17 protein-coding genes are annotated in these 18218 nt (G+C 43.5%); 14 read left to right on the top strand and 3 right to left on the bottom strand.

Features of this window, described 5'->3' with window-relative positions:
- Window positions 1-327 precede the first annotated feature (327 nt).
- The 8 genes from AC19MX_RS01195 (at window position 328) to AC19MX_RS01160 (ending at window position 9562) form a co-directional block, all read left to right on the top strand.
- Window positions 328-1641: a sugar MFS transporter gene (locus AC19MX_RS01195; protein WP_432401398.1), complete on the top strand. Its 1314-nt coding sequence runs from the start codon at window positions 328-330 to the stop codon at window positions 1639-1641.
- A 9-nt stretch (window positions 1642-1650) separates the two neighbouring features.
- A complete protein-coding gene (locus AC19MX_RS01190; RefSeq protein WP_432401396.1) occupies window positions 1651-4296 on the top strand; it encodes a glycoside hydrolase family 3 protein in 2646 nt (881 codons plus the stop codon).
- 87 nt (window positions 4297-4383) lie between these two features.
- A complete protein-coding gene (locus AC19MX_RS01185) occupies window positions 4384-5454 on the top strand; it encodes a glycoside hydrolase family 16 protein (RefSeq protein ID WP_498296302.1) in 1071 nt (356 codons plus the stop codon).
- 310 nt (window positions 5455-5764) lie between these two features.
- Window positions 5765-6565 carry a 3'(2'),5'-bisphosphate nucleotidase CysQ gene (gene cysQ / locus AC19MX_RS01180; RefSeq protein WP_432401392.1) on the top strand — a complete coding sequence of 267 codons (801 nt, stop codon included), beginning with the start codon at window positions 5765-5767 and terminating at the stop codon, window positions 6563-6565.
- Window positions 6566-6635: 70 nt separating this feature from the next.
- Window positions 6636-7541 carry a fructokinase gene (mak, locus tag AC19MX_RS01175; RefSeq protein WP_432401390.1) on the top strand — a complete coding sequence of 302 codons (906 nt, stop codon included), beginning with the start codon at window positions 6636-6638 and terminating at the stop codon, window positions 7539-7541.
- Between the two features lie 135 nt (window positions 7542-7676).
- Window positions 7677-8456: a YdcF family protein gene (locus AC19MX_RS01170; protein WP_432401388.1), complete on the top strand. Its 780-nt coding sequence runs from the start codon at window positions 7677-7679 to the stop codon at window positions 8454-8456.
- Window positions 8457-9143: a DUF2982 domain-containing protein gene (locus AC19MX_RS01165; RefSeq protein WP_432401386.1), complete on the top strand. Its 687-nt coding sequence runs from the start codon at window positions 8457-8459 to the stop codon at window positions 9141-9143.
- A gap of 20 nt (window positions 9144-9163) precedes the next feature.
- Window positions 9164-9562, top strand: coding sequence for a GFA family protein (locus AC19MX_RS01160; protein WP_432401548.1), 399 nt, complete (start codon window positions 9164-9166; stop codon window positions 9560-9562).
- A 3-nt stretch (window positions 9563-9565) separates the two neighbouring features.
- Here the strand turns inward: AC19MX_RS01160 and AC19MX_RS01155 are convergent, their stop codons facing one another.
- The 3 genes from AC19MX_RS01155 to galE all read right to left on the bottom strand — a co-directional run bounded on the left by AC19MX_RS01155 (window position 9566) and on the right by galE (window position 11849).
- On the bottom strand, window positions 9566-9925 hold the full coding sequence (locus tag AC19MX_RS01155; RefSeq protein WP_432401384.1) for a bactofilin family protein: 360 nt from the start codon (window positions 9923-9925) through the stop codon (window positions 9566-9568).
- A gap of 125 nt (window positions 9926-10050) precedes the next feature.
- A complete protein-coding gene (napF, locus tag AC19MX_RS01150) occupies window positions 10051-10536 on the bottom strand; it encodes a ferredoxin-type protein NapF (protein WP_432401382.1) in 486 nt (161 codons plus the stop codon).
- Between the two features lie 290 nt (window positions 10537-10826).
- Entirely contained in the window at window positions 10827-11849 is a 1023-nt protein-coding gene (gene galE / locus AC19MX_RS01145; protein WP_432401380.1) for a UDP-glucose 4-epimerase GalE, read from the bottom strand.
- Window positions 11850-12145: 296 nt separating this feature from the next.
- On the opposite strand from galE, the gene phhA reads away from it, so the two are divergent.
- The 6 genes from phhA (at window position 12146) to ompW (ending at window position 18090) form a co-directional block, all read left to right on the top strand.
- Window positions 12146-12943: a phenylalanine 4-monooxygenase gene (gene phhA, locus AC19MX_RS01140; protein WP_432401378.1), complete on the top strand. Its 798-nt coding sequence runs from the start codon at window positions 12146-12148 to the stop codon at window positions 12941-12943.
- Window positions 12944-13017: 74 nt separating this feature from the next.
- Window positions 13018-13356, top strand: a complete 339-nt coding sequence (locus tag AC19MX_RS01135; protein WP_123776978.1) for a 4a-hydroxytetrahydrobiopterin dehydratase — start codon at window positions 13018-13020, stop codon at window positions 13354-13356.
- A gap of 161 nt (window positions 13357-13517) precedes the next feature.
- Window positions 13518-15056 (top strand): transcriptional regulator TyrR, encoded by a 1539-nt coding sequence (gene tyrR, locus AC19MX_RS01130; protein ID WP_432401376.1) that lies wholly within the window; start codon window positions 13518-13520, stop codon window positions 15054-15056.
- 239 nt (window positions 15057-15295) lie between these two features.
- Window positions 15296-16282 (top strand): fumarylacetoacetate hydrolase family protein, encoded by a 987-nt coding sequence (locus AC19MX_RS01125; RefSeq protein ID WP_432401374.1) that lies wholly within the window; start codon window positions 15296-15298, stop codon window positions 16280-16282.
- A gap of 122 nt (window positions 16283-16404) precedes the next feature.
- Window positions 16405-17055 carry a maleylacetoacetate isomerase gene (maiA, locus tag AC19MX_RS01120; RefSeq protein WP_432401372.1) on the top strand — a complete coding sequence of 217 codons (651 nt, stop codon included), beginning with the start codon at window positions 16405-16407 and terminating at the stop codon, window positions 17053-17055.
- 387 nt (window positions 17056-17442) lie between these two features.
- Window positions 17443-18090 carry an outer membrane protein OmpW gene (ompW, locus tag AC19MX_RS01115; RefSeq protein ID WP_432401370.1) on the top strand — a complete coding sequence of 216 codons (648 nt, stop codon included), beginning with the start codon at window positions 17443-17445 and terminating at the stop codon, window positions 18088-18090.
- Window positions 18091-18218: the final 128 nt, after the last annotated feature.

Raw genomic sequence — 18218 nt, 5'->3', positions numbered from 1 at the left:
AGTTTTTTGCGCTGTAACACCCGTGATAACAGGTTAATGTCGATTGACTCTAGGATGAAAAATTCTATTCGTTTGGCTAAAAATCGTTGACATCAGTTATCGATATGTTAAAAATGAAAGCGCTTACATTGAGATTAGTGATTAATTATCCAAAGGTCAATAATTGATTTTGCAAATTATTCACAATAGGTCTGTAGGGGAAGTCATTAACTGGGCCAGGGTCTGAGGTAATGATTTATGGGCATATTTTGTCGCTACCGCGTGGTAGCAATCAATAATATCGATTGATAACAACCCAATATAACGATTTATAACATAGGGAATGTCATGGCGACTTCACAACAGCAAACAGAATTCACTGGCGGTGATTCTACTCATCAATTAGGAGACTTTCGCTTTGCGTTGGTCGCGTTAACCTCGTTGTTTTTTATGTGGGGCTTTTTAACTTGCCTCAATGATATTTTAATTCCTTACTTAAAAAATATGTTTGAGCTTAATTATGCTCAAGCAATGTTAGTGCAGTTTTGCTTTTTTGGTGCTTACTTTATTGTGTCGATTCCTGCGGGCGCATTAGTGGGTAAGATTGGTTATCAAAAGGGGATTATTACCGGTCTGGTTATTGCCTGTGTCGGCTGTTTATTATTTTATCCGTCAGCCAGTTATGGCTCGTACAATATGTTCTTGTTCGCCTTTTTTGTGTTGGCATCTGGTATTACGATTTTACAAGTATCAGCTAACCCTTATGTGAGTGTTCTTGGCCCTGCTGAAACGGCATCTTCTCGCTTAACGTTAACTCAAGCATTTAACTCATTGGGCACAACCGTTGCTCCTTTCTTTGGTAGCTGGTTAATTTTATCGACGGTTGAACATGACGCGAAAATCACCGAAGTGGGTGAGGTCATTGGCCAGTTATCGGTGCAGCAACAAGCCAGTGCAGTACAAACCCCTTACTTAATTTTAGCTGGTGCGTTATTTGTATTAGCGCTTATTTTTATGTTGTTAAAGTTGCCGTTACTGGGCAAAAAAGTGATAAGCACTGAAAAAGATTCTGGCGGCAGCGCGTGGAAGTATCCGCATTTAGTATTGGGCGCAGTGGGGATTTTTGTGTATGTCGGCGCCGAAGTAGGCATTGGCAGTTTTCTCATTAGCTTTTTAACCCAAGACGATATCGGTGGTTTATCTGAATCACAAGCCGCGCATTATATCGCCTATTATTTTGGTGGTGCTATGGTTGGCCGCTTTATTGGCGCGGGTGTTATGCAAAAAATTAAAGCGGGTAAAGTGTTAGCCTTTAACGCGCTGTGTGCTTGCGTGTTGATTGTCGCCGCCATGTTTAATGTTGGCAGTGTGGCAATGTGGGCATTATTGCTGGTGGGGTTATGTAACTCAATTATGTTCCCAACCATTTTCAGTTTAGCGTTACAAGATTTAAAACAACATACTAGTCAAGGCTCAGGTATTTTATGCTTAGCGATTGTCGGCGGCGCTGTACTACCGCTTTTACAAGGTGTTTTAGCCGACAGTTTAGGCATTCAGTTAGCATTTATTGTGCCGCTAGTTTGTTATGGTTTCATTGGTTATTACGGTTTAGTGGGCTGCAATGCAACGCGTCCAACATTTAATGCACAGCAGCAAGGATAAGGAAATTACATGAACACGAATAACCCGATTGTCGCTTTTAAATCGACAACCATGACGACAAAATTAAGCACGCTAAGTTTGGCGGTATTGTTATCGCTAAGCGGGTGCAGTGATGCAAAACAAGTTGAACAAAGCAAAGATGTAAAAGCGGTTGTCGACACTAAACCCGCTGAAGTTGTCGCTAAGTCTGGTATTGATTTATGGCCAGCACTGACACCTGCTATTGCCAAAGATGTTGAGCTCGAAGCTAAAATTGCCACCTTGGTGAGCAAGATGACGGTAGAGCAAAAAGTGGCGCAGATGATCCAGCCTGAAATTCGCGACATCACCGTTGAAGATATGCGCAAGTACGGTTTTGGATCATACCTTAATGGTGGCGGGTCTTACCCTAATAACGATAAGCACGCCACGCCAGCGGACTGGATAGCTTTAGCTGAAACCTTATATCAAGCCTCTGTTGATGACTCTGTTGATGGTAGCAATATCCCGACGATGTGGGGGACTGACGCAGTGCATGGCCACAACAATGTCATTGGGGCAACGTTATTTCCACATAATATTGGGTTGGGTGCGGCCAATAATCCTAAATTAATTGAGCAGATTGCGGCGATTACAGCCAAAGAAGTCATGGTAACAGGCATTGATTGGGTGTTTGCACCAACCGTTGCGGTTGTTCAGGATGACCGCTGGGGCCGCAGTTATGAGGGGTATTCAGAAGACCCAAGTATTGTAAGAGATTATGCTTTTGCTATTGTTGAGGGTTTACAAGGCGCAGTCAATGGCGACTTTTTGTCTGATCAACGGGTTCTGTCAACCGTTAAGCATTTTATCGGTGATGGTGGCACAGAAAAAGGTATTGACCAGGGCGACAACATCGCCAGTGAGCAATCACTCGTTGATGTGCATGCCCAAGGGTATGTTGGTGGGTTAAATGCAGGCGCACAGAGTGTGATGGCCTCGTTTAATAGCTGGCACGGTGAAAAAAACCATGGCAATAAATACTTACTGACTGATGTATTAAAAGATCGCATGGGCTTTGACGGTTTTGTGGTGGGCGATTGGAATGGCCATGGACAAATTCCAGGTTGTACCAATGAGTCGTGCGCACAGGCGGCGAATGCGGGCTTAGATATTTTTATGGTGCCGACGGCTGCGTGGAAACCATTATTTGAAAACACTGTGGCGCAAGTTAATAGTGGCGAAATTAGCCAGGCTCGATTAGACGATGCTGTGTCACGTATCTTAAGGGTTAAATTAAGAGCCGGTTTATTTGATAAGCCAAGCCCTGCTAACCGTCCGTTATCGGGCAAAACAGAGCTTATTGGTCAAGCAAGTCATCGAGATGTTGCTCGTCAAGCGGTGCGTGAATCATTGGTGTTATTGAAAAACAATCAAAATGTATTACCGCTTTCACCTAAGTTAACGGTTTTGGTTGCGGGTGATGCAGCCGACAATATCGGTAAGCAGTCTGGCGGTTGGACAATTACCTGGCAGGGTACAGACAATAAAAATGCCGACTTCCCAGGCGCAACGTCAATTTACTCAGGTATTGAGCAAGTGGTTAAGCAGGCGGGTGGTCAGGCTATATTAAGTGCAACAGGTGAATTGACCGAACAGCAAAAGCCAGATGTGGCCATTGTGGTGTTTGGTGAAGAGCCTTACGCAGAAGGCAATGGTGATATTGATAACCTTGAATATCAACGTGGTGACAAGCGCGATTTAGCCTTGCTAAAGCAGCTTAAAGCGCAAGGTATTCCAGTGGTATCGGTATTTATCAGTGGTCGCCCAATGTGGGTGAATGCCGAGTTTAATGCATCGGACGCCTTTGTCGCAGCATGGTTACCTGGTTCAGAAGGTCAAGGTATTGCAGATGTGTTATTCACTGATGCAGACGGTAAAATCAAACATGACTTTGGTGGTAAATTATCATTTTCATGGCCTGCGACACCGCAGCAAACAACCGTCAATGTGCCGTTAGCAAGTGCCTCCGCTGAAGCTAAAGCACAATACAAACCGCTTATCCCATTTGGTTATGGCCTTAATTATCAATCTGATATCAGTAGCGCAGTGGCATTAGATAATTTGTCTGAAGATAATTTATCTGCTGAACAAACCACTTCTGATCTTGCCTTATTTGAGCGTGCAGTTAAGTCACCATGGTCAATGTACATTGCCAATAGCGCAGAGCGCCAAGGTTTGTCGAGCAGCGTCGCACAAAACAGTGCGTTAACGATTCGCACCATGGACCGTGTCGTACAAGAAGACGCTCGATTTGTGTCATTTAATGGTAGTGAGCAGGGGATCGTTGGATTAATCAGTAACTTTCCACGCGACTTTAGAGCCTACAGCAACAGCGATTCAGCGTTGACGTTAAGCATTAAGACGACATCATCATTGCAAAAGCCACTTTGGTTAGGCATGGCGTGTGAAGGTGATTGCCGTAAACAGGTCGATATTGCTCAGCAAGTGAATAGCAAGTTAGGTGAGTGGCAGAGTGTTAGTGTGTCATTGGCGTGTTTTGCTAGCGAGCCAATGGACTTTGGCAAAATCACCATGCCGTTCTATCTCGCGACCAGCGATAAAGTTGATGTGAGTTTCAGTGATGTGGTGATCCATACTCAGCCAAGTGAAAACACGGTTCAATGTAAAAAGTGAACTGTGTAGAGAGCCAGACCAGACCTCAAATATACAGGTACGGTCTGGCTCAACTTATGTTAAGTATTGAACATCATGAGTAAACTAATGAAGCGTTTTGCTAACAACCATTCAATTTTACAAGGCGTAACGGCTTTAACGTTGGCCTCGTTTTTTCTCTCGGGTTGTCATTCAGTTGATACTGAAAACCAAACTCATAGTGCAACCCGTCTGGGTTCTTCTGCCTGGAAAATGGTATGGCAAGATGAGTTTGAGGGACATGACGTCAATGCTGATAAATGGAGTTTTGCAGTTGATTGTTATGGTGGTGGAAATAATGAAGCACAATGTTATACCGCCCGAACTGAAAACGCTTCTGTGGCCGATGGCTTACTGACAATCACAGCAATTAAAGAACGTTTTTCTGGCCCTGCGGTCAATGGCGCTGACCCGAGTTATGATGTCAATGACACATCGAAAACACTGGATTATACCTCGGCACGTTTGGTGTCAAAAAACAAAGGCGATTGGAAATACGGCCGTTTTGAAATTCGCGCGAAGTTGCCTCAAGGGCAAGGAACTTGGCCAGCTATTTGGATGCTTCCTACCGATTGGGTATACGGTCCCTGGGCGGGTTCTGGCGAAATCGATATTATGGAAGCGGTAAATCTCAAGGTGGTTGCCAACGGTGAAGCGCCTGTTTCTGCTATTCATGGCACCTTACACTACGGTAAACAATGGCCTAATAATGTCTATACAGGGCAAGAATATCACTTACCTAATGGCATTAATCCAGCCGATGACTTTCATGTATATGCAATTGAATGGCAACAAGGTGAAATACGTTGGTATGTCGATGATGTTCATTTTGCTACGCAACAATCCTCAGGCTGGTATAGCCAATATGCCGATGAAAATGGCGAGTTTGTTAACGCCCCAGATGATGCGCCCTTCAATCAGCGGTTTTACATGTTATTAAACCTTGCTGTCGGTGGTGATTGGGCAGCGAATGTGCATAACAAAGGCATTGACCCTGCGGTGTTTCCGCAAGCGATGTTAGTCGATTACGTCAGAGTATATGAATGTACTCAATCGCCAAGCACAGGCGCTGGATGTGAAACCATGAATAAAAATGCCGTTATTGTTAGCAGTAAAACCTTAACTGAAAGTACGCAATAGTCGTCTTTTTCAATGTGCAGCATTCTCTTAGAAAGCATTGAATACGAATGCAAAGATGCACTGTTTGCTTTGAGGCTTGTGGCGCTTAGCTTAGTATCAGCAGACCCAAAAAGTGTTATCAGATTGTTGTAACAGACTCTCGTAACAGATTGTTGTAACAGTTTGTTCTATCAGTGAGCTGTAGTGGCTAGAGAAGCGTTAATAATTTTAGGATTAACTACGATGAAATGAATATATCAATTTACAGTGCGAACGATGGCATAATGTATATCAATGGTATCGAACCGCTATAAATTTTTAAGGAATTGATTTGTCGAACATTACATTTACAGCCGCAGATTTACAAAAAATCGTTGTGCTTGCCAAAGAGGCTGGCGACGCCATTATGCAGGTATATGCTCAATCCGATTTAGGGATTGAAGTTAAGCAAGATGACAGCCCAGTGACTGCTGCGGATATTGCTAGTCACAATGTGATTGTTGCAGGGCTTAACAGCCACTTTGCCGATATTGCGGTAATGAGTGAAGAAGCTGCAGACATTAGCTGGGCTGAAAGACAAACCTGGCAAACCTATTGGTTAATAGATCCACTTGATGGCACTAAAGAATTCATTAAGCGTAACGGCGAGTTTACCGTCAACATTGCGCTAATCCACAATGGCAAAGCCATTGCCGGTGTTGTTTACGCCCCAGTGTTGAATAAATGCTATAGCGGGGTGATTGGCCAAGGCGCCTGGCTTGAACATAACGGACAAGTATCAGTATTAGATATTCGTGATCGAGCACTGCAATCGCCCGCTATCGTGGTCGGAAGTCGTTCACATGTCAGTCCTGATGTTGCTGAGTATTTACAGACTATTGGTGAACACCAAATGCTCAGTGTCGGCAGTTCATTAAAGTTTTGTATGGTGGCCGAAGGCCAAGCTGATGTGTACCCAAGACTGGGGTTAACCAGCGAGTGGGACACCGCAGCCGCACAAGCAGTATTAGAAAGTGCAGGTGGCGTAGTATTAGCGTATCCAGCAATGACGCCGCTTGAATATAACCAAAAAGAAAATATTTTAAATCCGTATTTTATTGCTGCATCGTCAGCATGGTTTGCACGTAAATAACACTCATGTTATCGGCCTGTGCAAACCAAAATATGGAACCCCAATTAATAAGCAAATGGAGTGACAAGTTATGATGCGCATGGGCGTCGATCTCGGTGGTACCAAAATTGAAATTGTAGCGTTAGCTAATGACGGTGCAGAAATATTCAGAAAGCGCATTCCAACGCCAAAAAACTATCCTGGCACCATTGAAGCCATTGTCAGCTTAGTGGCAGATGCCGAAACGGCAACAAAGCAAACCGGCTCTGTCGGTGTCGGTATTCCGGGCGTGGTATCACCGTTTACTGGTTTGGTTAAAAACTCAAACTCAACCTGGATTAACGGCCATCCATTAGATAAAGATTTAAGCGAAGTATTACACCGCGAAGTGCGAGTGGCTAATGATGCTAACTGCTTTGCCGTATCAGAAGCGGTCGATGGCGCAGCGGCAGGTAAAGGTGTGGTATTTGGCGGTATTATTGGTACCGGCTGTGGTGCAGGTGTTGCCATTAATGGCCGAGTACATGGTGGCGGCAATGGTATTGGCGGCGAATGGGGTCATAACCCATTACCTTGGATGACCGCTGATGAATTTAATACCACCTCGTGTTTTTGTGGTAACCGCGATTGTATTGAAACCTTTATTTCTGGCACCGGCTTTATACGCGATTTTCGTGAAGCGGGTGGCGATGCTACCAGTGGTATTCAAATTTCTGAAATGATGCAACAAGGCGATCCGCTAGCCACTGCAGCATTTGAGCGTTACATCGACCGTTTAGCACGCTCATTGGCTCATGTGATTAATATGATGGACCCTGACATGATTGTACTTGGTGGCGGCGTATCAAATATTGAAGCAATTTATACTGAGTTGCCTAAAATATTGCCTAAATATGTGGTTGGCCGCGAATGTGGTACGCAAGTGGTTAAAAATAAATTTGGTGCATCATCGGGTGTTCGCGGCGCAGCGTGGCTGTGGGGCAAAGACGAAAAGTAGTTTTACCCAGTTTGATATAACATTTAACGGCACTTTATAGTGCCGTTTTTGTTTTGTGCAGACTAAGTTACACTAGCGCCAATATTAGAATATGAGTCGGGATAACTGACTGAATATAGATTGAGTGAATCATTGATGTTTTGGTTAAAAAAAGTCTTGTCGCAATTAGTGATGCCCATTCCGTTAACCGTTTTATTGCTATTAATTGCGTGGTTGTTGTGGCGCAGTCAGCGTCAATCGCTGTTGTCGTTGGGCAAGGTCACACTCGTACTTGCAACCTCTGTGTTGTTATTGTGTAGCCAATCGCAAGTCAGTTATTGGTTAACCGACTCACTAGAGTCGCGTTACGCTGCCAATAATCAAGTGATGACAGAAGCCTGTGTGGTAATGGTATTAGGCTCGGGTAATATTGAAAAGCCAGGCCTAACCGCGGTGCAGCAGCTATCTGCCACCGCATTAGCGCGCTTAAGTGAAGGGCTAAGGCAGCTGAGTTTGGGACAAGATTGTACCCTAGTGGTAAGTGGCTACAGTGGCGGCCAACAACCAACACCGCATGCCAGCATAATGGCTAAAGCCGCAATTGAGCTTGGGGTTAATCCGGCTCGTATTGTTAAGTTTGGCCAGCCCAAAGACACCATTGAAGAAGCATACGCATTACAACAGTTGATTGGCCAGCAACCTTTTAAGTTAGTGACCTCGGCGACACATATGCCTCGAGCAATGGCCATTTTTACCCAATTAGGCTTGCAACCACAGGCTGCGCCCACAGACTTTATTGCTTCTCAAAGCTTTTGGTGGCGTTTAGATGCAGACCAATTATTAGCGTCGCAGCGTTCAATTCATGAGTATGTCGGTATGCTTTGGCTACAGATTAAAGGGTTATCTGCACTACCGATCCCCAAGGAGACAAAGTAAATGACCGATGAGCTATTGATCAGTCCTTTTTCAAAACGTAATGGTATTACCTTAACCATACTTGGTGCGGTTAGCCTGTTAACAAGCTTGATTGTTTTTATTGGTTTTGGCAGCTTGTTTGCGCTGGGCATGATGTTTTTTGCGCTTGGTTCAGTCAGCTTAATTTTAGGTGTGGCTAAAGTGTACCAGCCAGCGGTCAGTTTTAAGTTTACTGCCGAAGGTGTGGCGTTTTTTCACCGTCGCGGTCAGGTGTTTATTGAATGGGATAACATTCAACGCCTTGATAATGTGCGCGTAAATCAAAGCATGGAATTAATAGAACTACCTTATATTGGCGTTAAACTTAAAAAAATCAATCCGATTTTAGATTGTATTTCGCCACGTTTAGCTACTGGTTTATTAACCGAGCAGCGGCCACTGTTGATGACCGCAGCAACGCAAGATGAAGATTTACAAAGTCTAGAAGGGTATTTAGGCGTTGAATATACGCCGCTAGTGGTAAATGGAGACCGGTATCGCGGCGTGTTAGCGATGTTTGGTCATCGTTGCCAAACCTTAAATGAGCAATTGGGTTATCACTTATATTTATCAATCGACAGTGTCGATCGCGATCCCAAAGAGTTTGTGAGTCTGTTACGCCAATGGCAACAACAAGCGAGTATTTCTGCAAAGCAGCCATTTCAATAATGTGCGAAGAGGTAATGACTATGGTGTTACAAGGTGGTTGTTTATGCGGTGCAATACGCTACCAGACGACTGACATGCCATTTGATGCTGACCATTGTCATTGTAACCAATGCCGAAAAAGTACTGGTGCAGTTGTGATGAGTTGGATGGATTTTAATATTGAACAGGTGAAATGGTTGCAAGGGCAGGTGACAGAGTTTGCTTCGTCGGCTCATATTCGCCGCGGCTTTTGTCAGCAATGTGGTACCACAATGACCTATCGTCATGTGGATTATCCACAGTATTGCACCTTATCGATAGCATCACTTGATGACCCAAACAAAGTGCAACCCACATATCATATTTATACTAATGAGCAGGTTAGTTGGCTGAACATTAATGACACTTGCCAGTGTTTTAGCACCAATAAAACCGCTTAACGATTATTGAGTGACGGCTGTGGTTGAGAGCGGATCGCGATGGCGATAACCTAAAAATTGGCCACCATCTAAAATTTCAATGTTTTCACAAAATGCATCGCCTTCAAACACGCCTTGATCATGTAAAGTAATTTTTTTGCAGCGTGCTTCGCCAGACAGTTGACCTGCAATCATTAACTCGCGGCATAAGATATCGCCTGCAACCGTACCACTAGGCTCTATCGTCACGTTGCCTTGGGCTTGAATATCGCCACTAACATGGCCTGCAATTAACACATCACCGCTAAAAATAAGCTTGCCAGTTAAATGACATTCTTGAGCGATAAAGCTCAACGGATTGACAGGCTTTTTTTGACCAAACATCTTAGTGCTCTTATGTTAGTGCCCTTAAGGCTAAATGGGGTGGCTAATATAACGTTAAAATCAAATTAACAACACCACAAACTGTGCATAGTGTTAAGTAACTTGAATTCGGAAAAAGCAGTAATCTACTCTGATGTGAGTAATGCAATTGCATCAGCCGGGCAAGGTGAAACGCAGGCGCCGCAACCGTTACAGGCATTGAAATCAATTACGGGTTTTGGAACTTGGCCAACAGCCATGGTAAAACTAATCGCACGCGGTTCGCAGGCATCTTTACAGCTTTGGCACCACACACCTTTAGCGGTTAAGCAGCTGTCTTTAATACTGGCAACATAAGTCCATGGTTGTGCCAAAGAGGTATCAAATACCGGTTCTGGGCACACCTCAACACATTGTTTACAAAAAGTGCACTCATCATTACTGAAATCGATTTCAGGGAATCCACCTTCACCACGTTTAATGATTTGCGTGTCGCATGCAGTAATGCATTTATCACAACGGGTGCAATTATCAGTAAAGGCTTGCTCAGGTTTGCTCCACGGCGGGCGGATCACATTGGTTTTGCGGCGGCTAAAGAGGTTACGGCGACTTTGGTTAATACCTTGGGTCATTTCGATTCCAATAAACGGTCAATAGGCTTTAAATCATTATTGCAGTGCATATTAGCATTAGCTGCAATAAAAAATTGTTAAGCACTTAGCAATTTATACCCATCAGGGGCATTTATATTCCAATAGACGGTCAATAGGCTGGTATTAGTTGCCGCAGTGCATATTAGCATTGGCTGTAATCAATAATGGTTGAGCACTGGGCTATTTATAACCATTAGGGGCATTTCTATTCGAATAGGTTTGAATTCATTGCTGCAGCGAATATTAGTATTAGCTGCAGCAAAAAATGGTTAAGCGTTTGGTAATTTATACCCATCAGGGTTATTTGATTGCCATTTCCAGCTGCTGCCGGCCATGTCTTCAACACTGTGGGTTGCACGCCAGTCTAATTGTGCAGCGGCAAAACTTGGGTCGGCGTAACAAGCTGCAATGTCGCCAGGGCGACGAGGGCTGATTTGATACGCAATGGTTTTACCACAGGCTTTTTCAAATGCTTTAACCATGTCTAACACACTGTAGCCAATGCCTGTGCCGAGGTTGTAAGTGACTAAACCAGGTTTGGTTTGTAACTTTTTAAGTGCTTGTAAATGACCCACGGCTAAATCAACCACGTGAATATAATCGCGAACACCGGTGCCATCAGGCGTGTTGTAGTCATCGCCAAATACACTTAATTGCTCGCGTTTCCCCACAGCAACCTGGGCAATAAACGGCATTAAGTTGTTTGGAATATCATTTGGATCTTCACCAATTAAGCCACTTTCGTGTGCGCCAACCGGATTAAAGTAGCGTAAACGCGCGATGTTCCAGGTGTTATCTGAGTGATGTAAATCCGCTAAAATATGTTCAACCATCAGTTTAGATTGGCCATAAGGGTTAGTGGCACCGGTAGGGAAATCTTCTTTAATCGGTAAACTTGCTGGGTCGCCATACACAGTTGCAGATGAACTGAACACCAGGTTTTTAACATTATTTTCCGCCATCACTTGGCACAAAATAATGGTGCCAGTAACGTTGTTTTCGTAATATTTAAGCGGTTTTGCAACAGATTCGCCAACGGCTTTTAAGCCCGCGAAATGAATAACTGATTCGATACTGTGATCGGCAAAGACTTTTTGCAGCAGTGCTTTATTGAGAATGTCGCCTTGATAAAAGGTCACATCTTTACCGGTAATAGTGCGAACTCGCACTAATGCTTCAACACTTGAATTTGATAAATTGTCTACGATGACTACTTCCTGTCCAGCATTTAGCAGTTCCACGACTGTGTGCGTACCAATATAGCCAGCGCCACCGGTTACCAAAATTGCCATAGTTTAATCGTCCTGTGAATAAATGAGTCATGTTCTGTCTACATTGTAAATTATCACAGTTCAAGTACCAGCAAAATTATTGATATTCTCCATAAAAAATCACTGGTCGGCTGTGCATTCATTGCGTTCAATAAACATAAAATTATCAGCTGAAAATGATGACAATTATGGGTCTTTGTATGTATTTGTTTACAATTACCCCTGCATTATCACCACACAATAAACTGTGAGGGAGTTAACAAAAGCACAACGTTAGCACACTATGTAGAGAGTGAAGTTTACGTAAAGTGGAACCTATGACAGCAGCAACAAAGTATATTGCCCATCAACCCGATGCCCAGGGTTACATTGATTACTCTGAACATGAGAATCAATTATGGCAGCAGTTATACCAGCGCCAAGTGACCAATATGCCCGGGCGCGCATGCCCCGCATACCTTAATGGCTTAGATGCATTAGGAATGTCGATTGACCGTATCCCGCAATTACCCGACATCGACAAAGTCCTTTTAGCAGCTACAGGCTGGAAAACGGCCGCGGTGCCAGCATTAATTTCGTTTGGACGCTTTTTTGAATTGCTCGCCAATAAAGAGTTTCCAGTAGCGACATTTATTCGCACTAAAGAAGAGTTCGATTACCTGCAAGAGCCTGATATTTTTCATGAAATATTTGGTCATTGTCCGTTATTGACCAATCCATCGTTTGCCAACTTTTCGCATATGTATGGCCAGCTAGGTCTTGCCGCAACCAAAGAGCAGCGAGTGTTCCTGGCGCGTTTGTATTGGTTTACCATCGAGTTTGGTCTAGTGCAGGCTAAAGATGAACCCTTACAGATTTATGGTGGTGGTATTTTAAGTTCACCCGGTGAAACCATGTATGCATTAAGCGATAAACCTGAGCGTAAACCGTTTGATTTACTCGACGTGCTGCGTACACCTTATCGAATTGATATTATGCAGCCGATTTATTACGTGATTGAAAATATTGACTACTTAGATGAAATTGCTCGTATGGATATTATGAGTATGGTGACTCAAGCTCAGCAACTCGGTATGTTTGCACCGAAATTTGAGCCTAAAGCCAAAGCGGGTTAACGATTAAGAGCAGCAGAGCATTGGGCTCATTAAGCTGCAAGTAACACATAACTAAATTAAGCCAAGGAGTACAAATGAGCGCATTAACCGAGATGAAGTGTGAAGCATGCCAAGCAGATGCACCTAAAGTCACCGATGCAGAGCTAGCAGAGCTTATCGGGATGATCCCTGACTGGGGAGTAGAGGTGCGAGACGGCATTATGCAGTTAGAGCGGGTGTATAAATTTAAGAATTTTAAATTGGCTATGGCTTTTACCAATAAACTGGCCGATTTAGCTGAAGCGGAATTTCATCACCCAGGTATATTAACCGAATGGGGCAAAGTCACCGTCACTTGGTGGTCGCATTCCATTAAAGGCTTACACAAAAACGATTTCATTATGGCTGCCAAGACAGACCAGTTGTTAGACTAGATATTATCACATTGATTTCAGCATGTTACGTTAACGTAATGTGCTGAATAATCTGTCTGTTACAATTCTACTGTAAACTTCACTTGCCACCGAAGCAATATCCCTCTAACGTTGTCACAAATTTCCGTCACAAAACACTAATAAATAGGGAATCGTTACATATGCGTTTGGAAGTCAGCTGTATTGATCGCGTGGGTTTAGCGAAAGACATCCTCGTTGTGCTTGAAAAACATGGTATTAACTTAATTGCCATTGATGCCAGTAATAAAGGTTTCCTATTTTTGCAATTTGCAGAAATCAGTTTCGAAACCTTGCGTGAACTGATGCCACAAATCCGTAAAGTCGAAAGTGTACATGATGTGCGTACCGTGTCTTTTATGCCATCAGAACAAGAGCACTACGCCTTAAAAACATTATTGAAAACTTTGCCAGATTCGGTTTTTTCAACTGATTCAAAAGGGCGTATTCGTATTGCTAACGAGTCAGCACTATTAACCCTCGGCATGGCAGAGCATGAAGTGGTTGACGAATCATTAAACCATTGGGTGCAAGGCTTTAACTTTGCCCGTTGGATGAGCGAAACCCCAGTGTTAGCCCAGGCCACTCGTGTGCAAATTAATTCTAATGAATACCTAGCTGAAATGTTGCCGATTTATTTGCCCGACGATGATGACACCACTATTTTAGCCGGTGCGGTGATTTCACTTAAATCTCCAGCCCGCGTGGGTAAACAATTTAATGCACTGCAAAACCAAACCACGGGTTTTGACAATGTATTAGCCAATAGCGACAAAATGAAAGACGTATTAAAGCAAGCCAAGCGTATGGCCCAGCTTGATGCTCCGTTATTGATTACTGGTGAAACTGGTACCGGTAAAGAGTTAATGGCCCGCGCCAGTCACGATGCCAGCATGCGCCGTGAACATCCGTTTATTGCTATTAACTGTGCAGCATTGCCAGACAGTGTGGCTGAAGAAGAATTATTTGGCTTTGTCACCAACGGTACCGTAGTGAAACGCGGCTTATTTGAAGAAGCTAAAGGCGGCACAGTCTTTTTAGATGAAATAGCCGAAATGTCTAAAGCTGCGCAAGTAAAGCTGTTACGTTTGCTGCAAGACGGCACGTTTAGACGTATCGGTGGCGATGTAGAAGTGCGCGCCGATGTTCGCATTATTTGCTCGACCCAGAAAAACCTTGCTGAACTATGCCAAACGGGTGAGTTTAGAGAAGATTTATATTACCGCATCCATGTGTTGAGTTATCACATGCCCTCTCTGCGTGAACGCAAAGTGGATGTGATACCACTGACCGAGATGTTTTTAGAGCATTACAGCCAGCAATTATCGAGCCCGCTGCGTCGTATTTCAGCCAATTGCCGTGACTATTTATTTACTTATGCCTGGCCCGGTAACGTGCGCCAGCTTAAAAATGCCATTTTTAGAGCAGTATCGATGTGGGATGGTTCAACTGAATTAACCGTAGAGCAGCTTAAACTGCCGTCTTACGCCGAAGGTTTTGGCTATTTCGACGAAGAGTTTGAAGGCACACTCGACGAAGCCATGAAAGAGTATGAATCGGGTTTATTGCGCCGTTTGTATCCTGCATATCCAAGTACGCGACAGTTGGCGAAAAAACTCGGTGTATCTCATACCGCCATTGCCAATAAACTGCGCGATTATAATATTAGTAAGAAAAAGTAATGTAACGATTTAATGCCAGCTAATTGCTGGCATTTTGCTCATTTTAATCCTGTAAACCAGTGTTAGAGTGGCTTTTTATCGTCTGTAAATAATAATGTACAAATTACGATTTATTTCAATACCGCGTGATTTGGCGCACATGTTAGGATTTTTCGGCTTTTTATGATCAAAATGAATGCACAATGCCATTCATGCAATTGATCTCAAGCGCGGATGCCACCCAGAATTTAGGAGCAATAATGAAACTTGCAAGTTATCACAACGGACGTCGCGACGGCCAATTGATGTTAGTCAGTAAAGATTTGACCAAAGCGGTAGCGGTGCCTGCCATTGCTAAAACAATGCAGCAATTACTCGATGCATGGGATTTATTGTATCCACAGTTAAGCGAATTATATGAAGCATTAAATGACGGTCAAATGGATAACGCCATCGCTTTTGATGAAGCACGTTGTTTATCGCCATTACCGCGTGCCTATCAATGGGCAGACGGTAGTGCATACGTTAACCACGTAGAGCTAGTGCGTAAAGCGCGCGGCGCTGAAATGCCAGAATCATTTTGGACCGATCCATTAGTGTATCAGGGCGGCTCAGACAGCTTTATTGCACCTAAAGCCGACATTGAAATGGCTAGCGAAGAATACGGTATCGATTTTGAATCAGAAATAGCCATTGTCACCGATGATGTCGCCATGGGTGTATCGGCTGACAATGCCGCTAAGCACATCAAACTATTAATGCTGGTTAACGACGTGTCATTACGTAACTTAATCCCAGGTGAGCTCGGTAAAGGGTTTGGTTTTTTCCAATCGAAACCATCAAGTGCGTTTTCACCGATTGCGATAACGCCTGATGAATTAGGCGACAAGTGGCAAGACAGCAAGGTGCATTTGCCACTGGTGACTCATTTAAACAGTGAGTTATTTGGCCGCCCAAATGCAGGCGTTGACATGACGTTTAACTTTAGTCAATTAGTGTCGCATGTGGCTAAAACCCGTCCATTAGGTGCTGGTGCGATTATTGGCTCTGGCACGATTTCAAATTATGACCGCAGTGCCGGTTCAAGCTGTTTAGCAGAAAAACGCATGCTAGAAATCATTGCCGACGGCAAAGCATCAACTCCGTTTATGCAATTTGGCGACACAGTACGAATTGAAATGTTTGACGAAAATGGCGTGAGTATTTTTGGTTCTATCGACCAAAAAGTCGTTGAATATAAAGCGTAAAGGTTCTGTCGCGGTATTTTTTAGGAGGCAATAACGTATTATCGTTATTGCCTTTTTTGTTATTAATGGCTCAACAAATTAAAAAGTAAAACAAACAACTAAAACTAAAAAGAGGATAGAACATGAAGCTCTATGGTTATTGGCGCTCAAGTGCAGCGTATCGTGTGCGTATCGCGTTAAATATAAAGCAGTTATCGGCACAGCAGGTTTCAGTGCATTTGGTTAATAATGGCGGAGAGCAGCATTCACAGGCTTACCATCAACTTAACCCCCAACATTTAGTTCCCACTCTGGTTGATGATGGCATAGAAGGCGAGCTTAATTTATCGCAATCACTGGCCATTATTGAGTACCTCGAAGAAAAGTATCCAGAGGAAGCCTTATTGCCGAGTAATATTGAGCATCGCGCCATTGTGCGTGGCATGGCGCAAGCCATTGCGTGTGAAATCCACCCGTTAGACAATTTACGGGTATTGCAATACTTAGTGAAAGACATGGGCGTGTCTGATGCCGATAAAATGCGTTGGTATCAACATTGGATAACAGTAGGTTTTACCGCGTTAGAAGCGCAATTAAGCCAGTATTCTGGCCGTTTTTGTTTCGGTGACACACCCAGTTTGGCAGACATTTGTTTAGTGCCACAGGTTTACAATGCAAAGCGCTTTAATGTCCCGCTTGATGACTTTCCTAACATCGTACGTATTGATACCGCTTGTAATCAATTAGCCGCCTTTGCCGATGCAGCGCCAGAACAACAACACGACGCCAGCTAGTTTTTTGCTATCAGTTTAAATCCCACTTTCAAACCATCGCTAACTCGCTAGTTAGCGATGGTTGCATGACCCAATCATGCCATATCACATTCACTCAATATGACGATTTGCTATGGCATCATGTGTTTTCAACATTTACATTCCATTCAGCCATAAGCCCATGATCTTCATCGCATAAGCTAACTTATAAATGCATCTTTAGTCTATTTTGCTGATCGTTTTGTGATCTAAATCAAGCTCGAGACATGCAATATGCTACCTCAATAGGGGTAGTGCAATTTTATTGATCTAAATCAATATTGTTAATGAATAACTTAGGTAGGTTAGCGGCAATTGTTAAGGATGTTACAGGCTTACATCTATTTATTGTTGTCATGGAGTTTGAAAATGAATAAGAAAATTACCCTAGGTTTAGTTGCTGCATCATTACTATCTGCTGGCTTATCTTTTGGTGCTGCAGCGCATCAAGCGGGTGACATAATTGTTCGTGCGGGTAGTGCAACGGTAGCGCCTAACGAATCAAGTCCTGTTGTTGCTGGTGTCGCAGAGTTTACCGTTGATAACAACACGCAATTAGGCCTTAACTTTGGTTATATGCTGACCGACAACATTGCCGTTGAGTTATTAGCAGCAACGCCATTTAGCCATGATGTGTCCTTAGGTGAGTTAGGCGTTATAGCGAACGCTAAACACTTACCACCTACATTAGTTGCTCAGTATTATTTTGGTGATGCACAGTCTGTACTGCGTCCATATGTTGGGGTAGGGGTTAACTTTACTAACTTTTTTGACAATGACTTTAATCAAGATGCCAAAGATTTAGGCCTAGATAATCTGTCGATGTCTAACTCTTGGGGTGTTGCGGCGCAGGTCGGGATTGATTACCAGATTGATAAAAAATGGCTCGTGAACGCGTCGGTATGGTATGCGCAAATTTCTACAGATGTGAGCTTTGATATGGGGGCAGATCATGTGGTGGTTGAAACCGATATCGACCCTTGGGTTTATATGATTAGCGTCGGTTATACCTTCTAACGACTTATACCATTATTTCAACAATGCGCCTCAAACTGAACAATCTGAGTGACTCTGATTGGTCACATAATTAATAGAATTGGTATGATATCGTAGAGACAAAAACAGGAACCTTTTAGGTTCCTGTT

This window comes from Shewanella sp. MF05956 (genome assembly GCF_059758055.1).
Note: the sequence above shows the minus strand (reverse complement) of the source record. Positions and strands in the feature narration are given on the sequence as shown.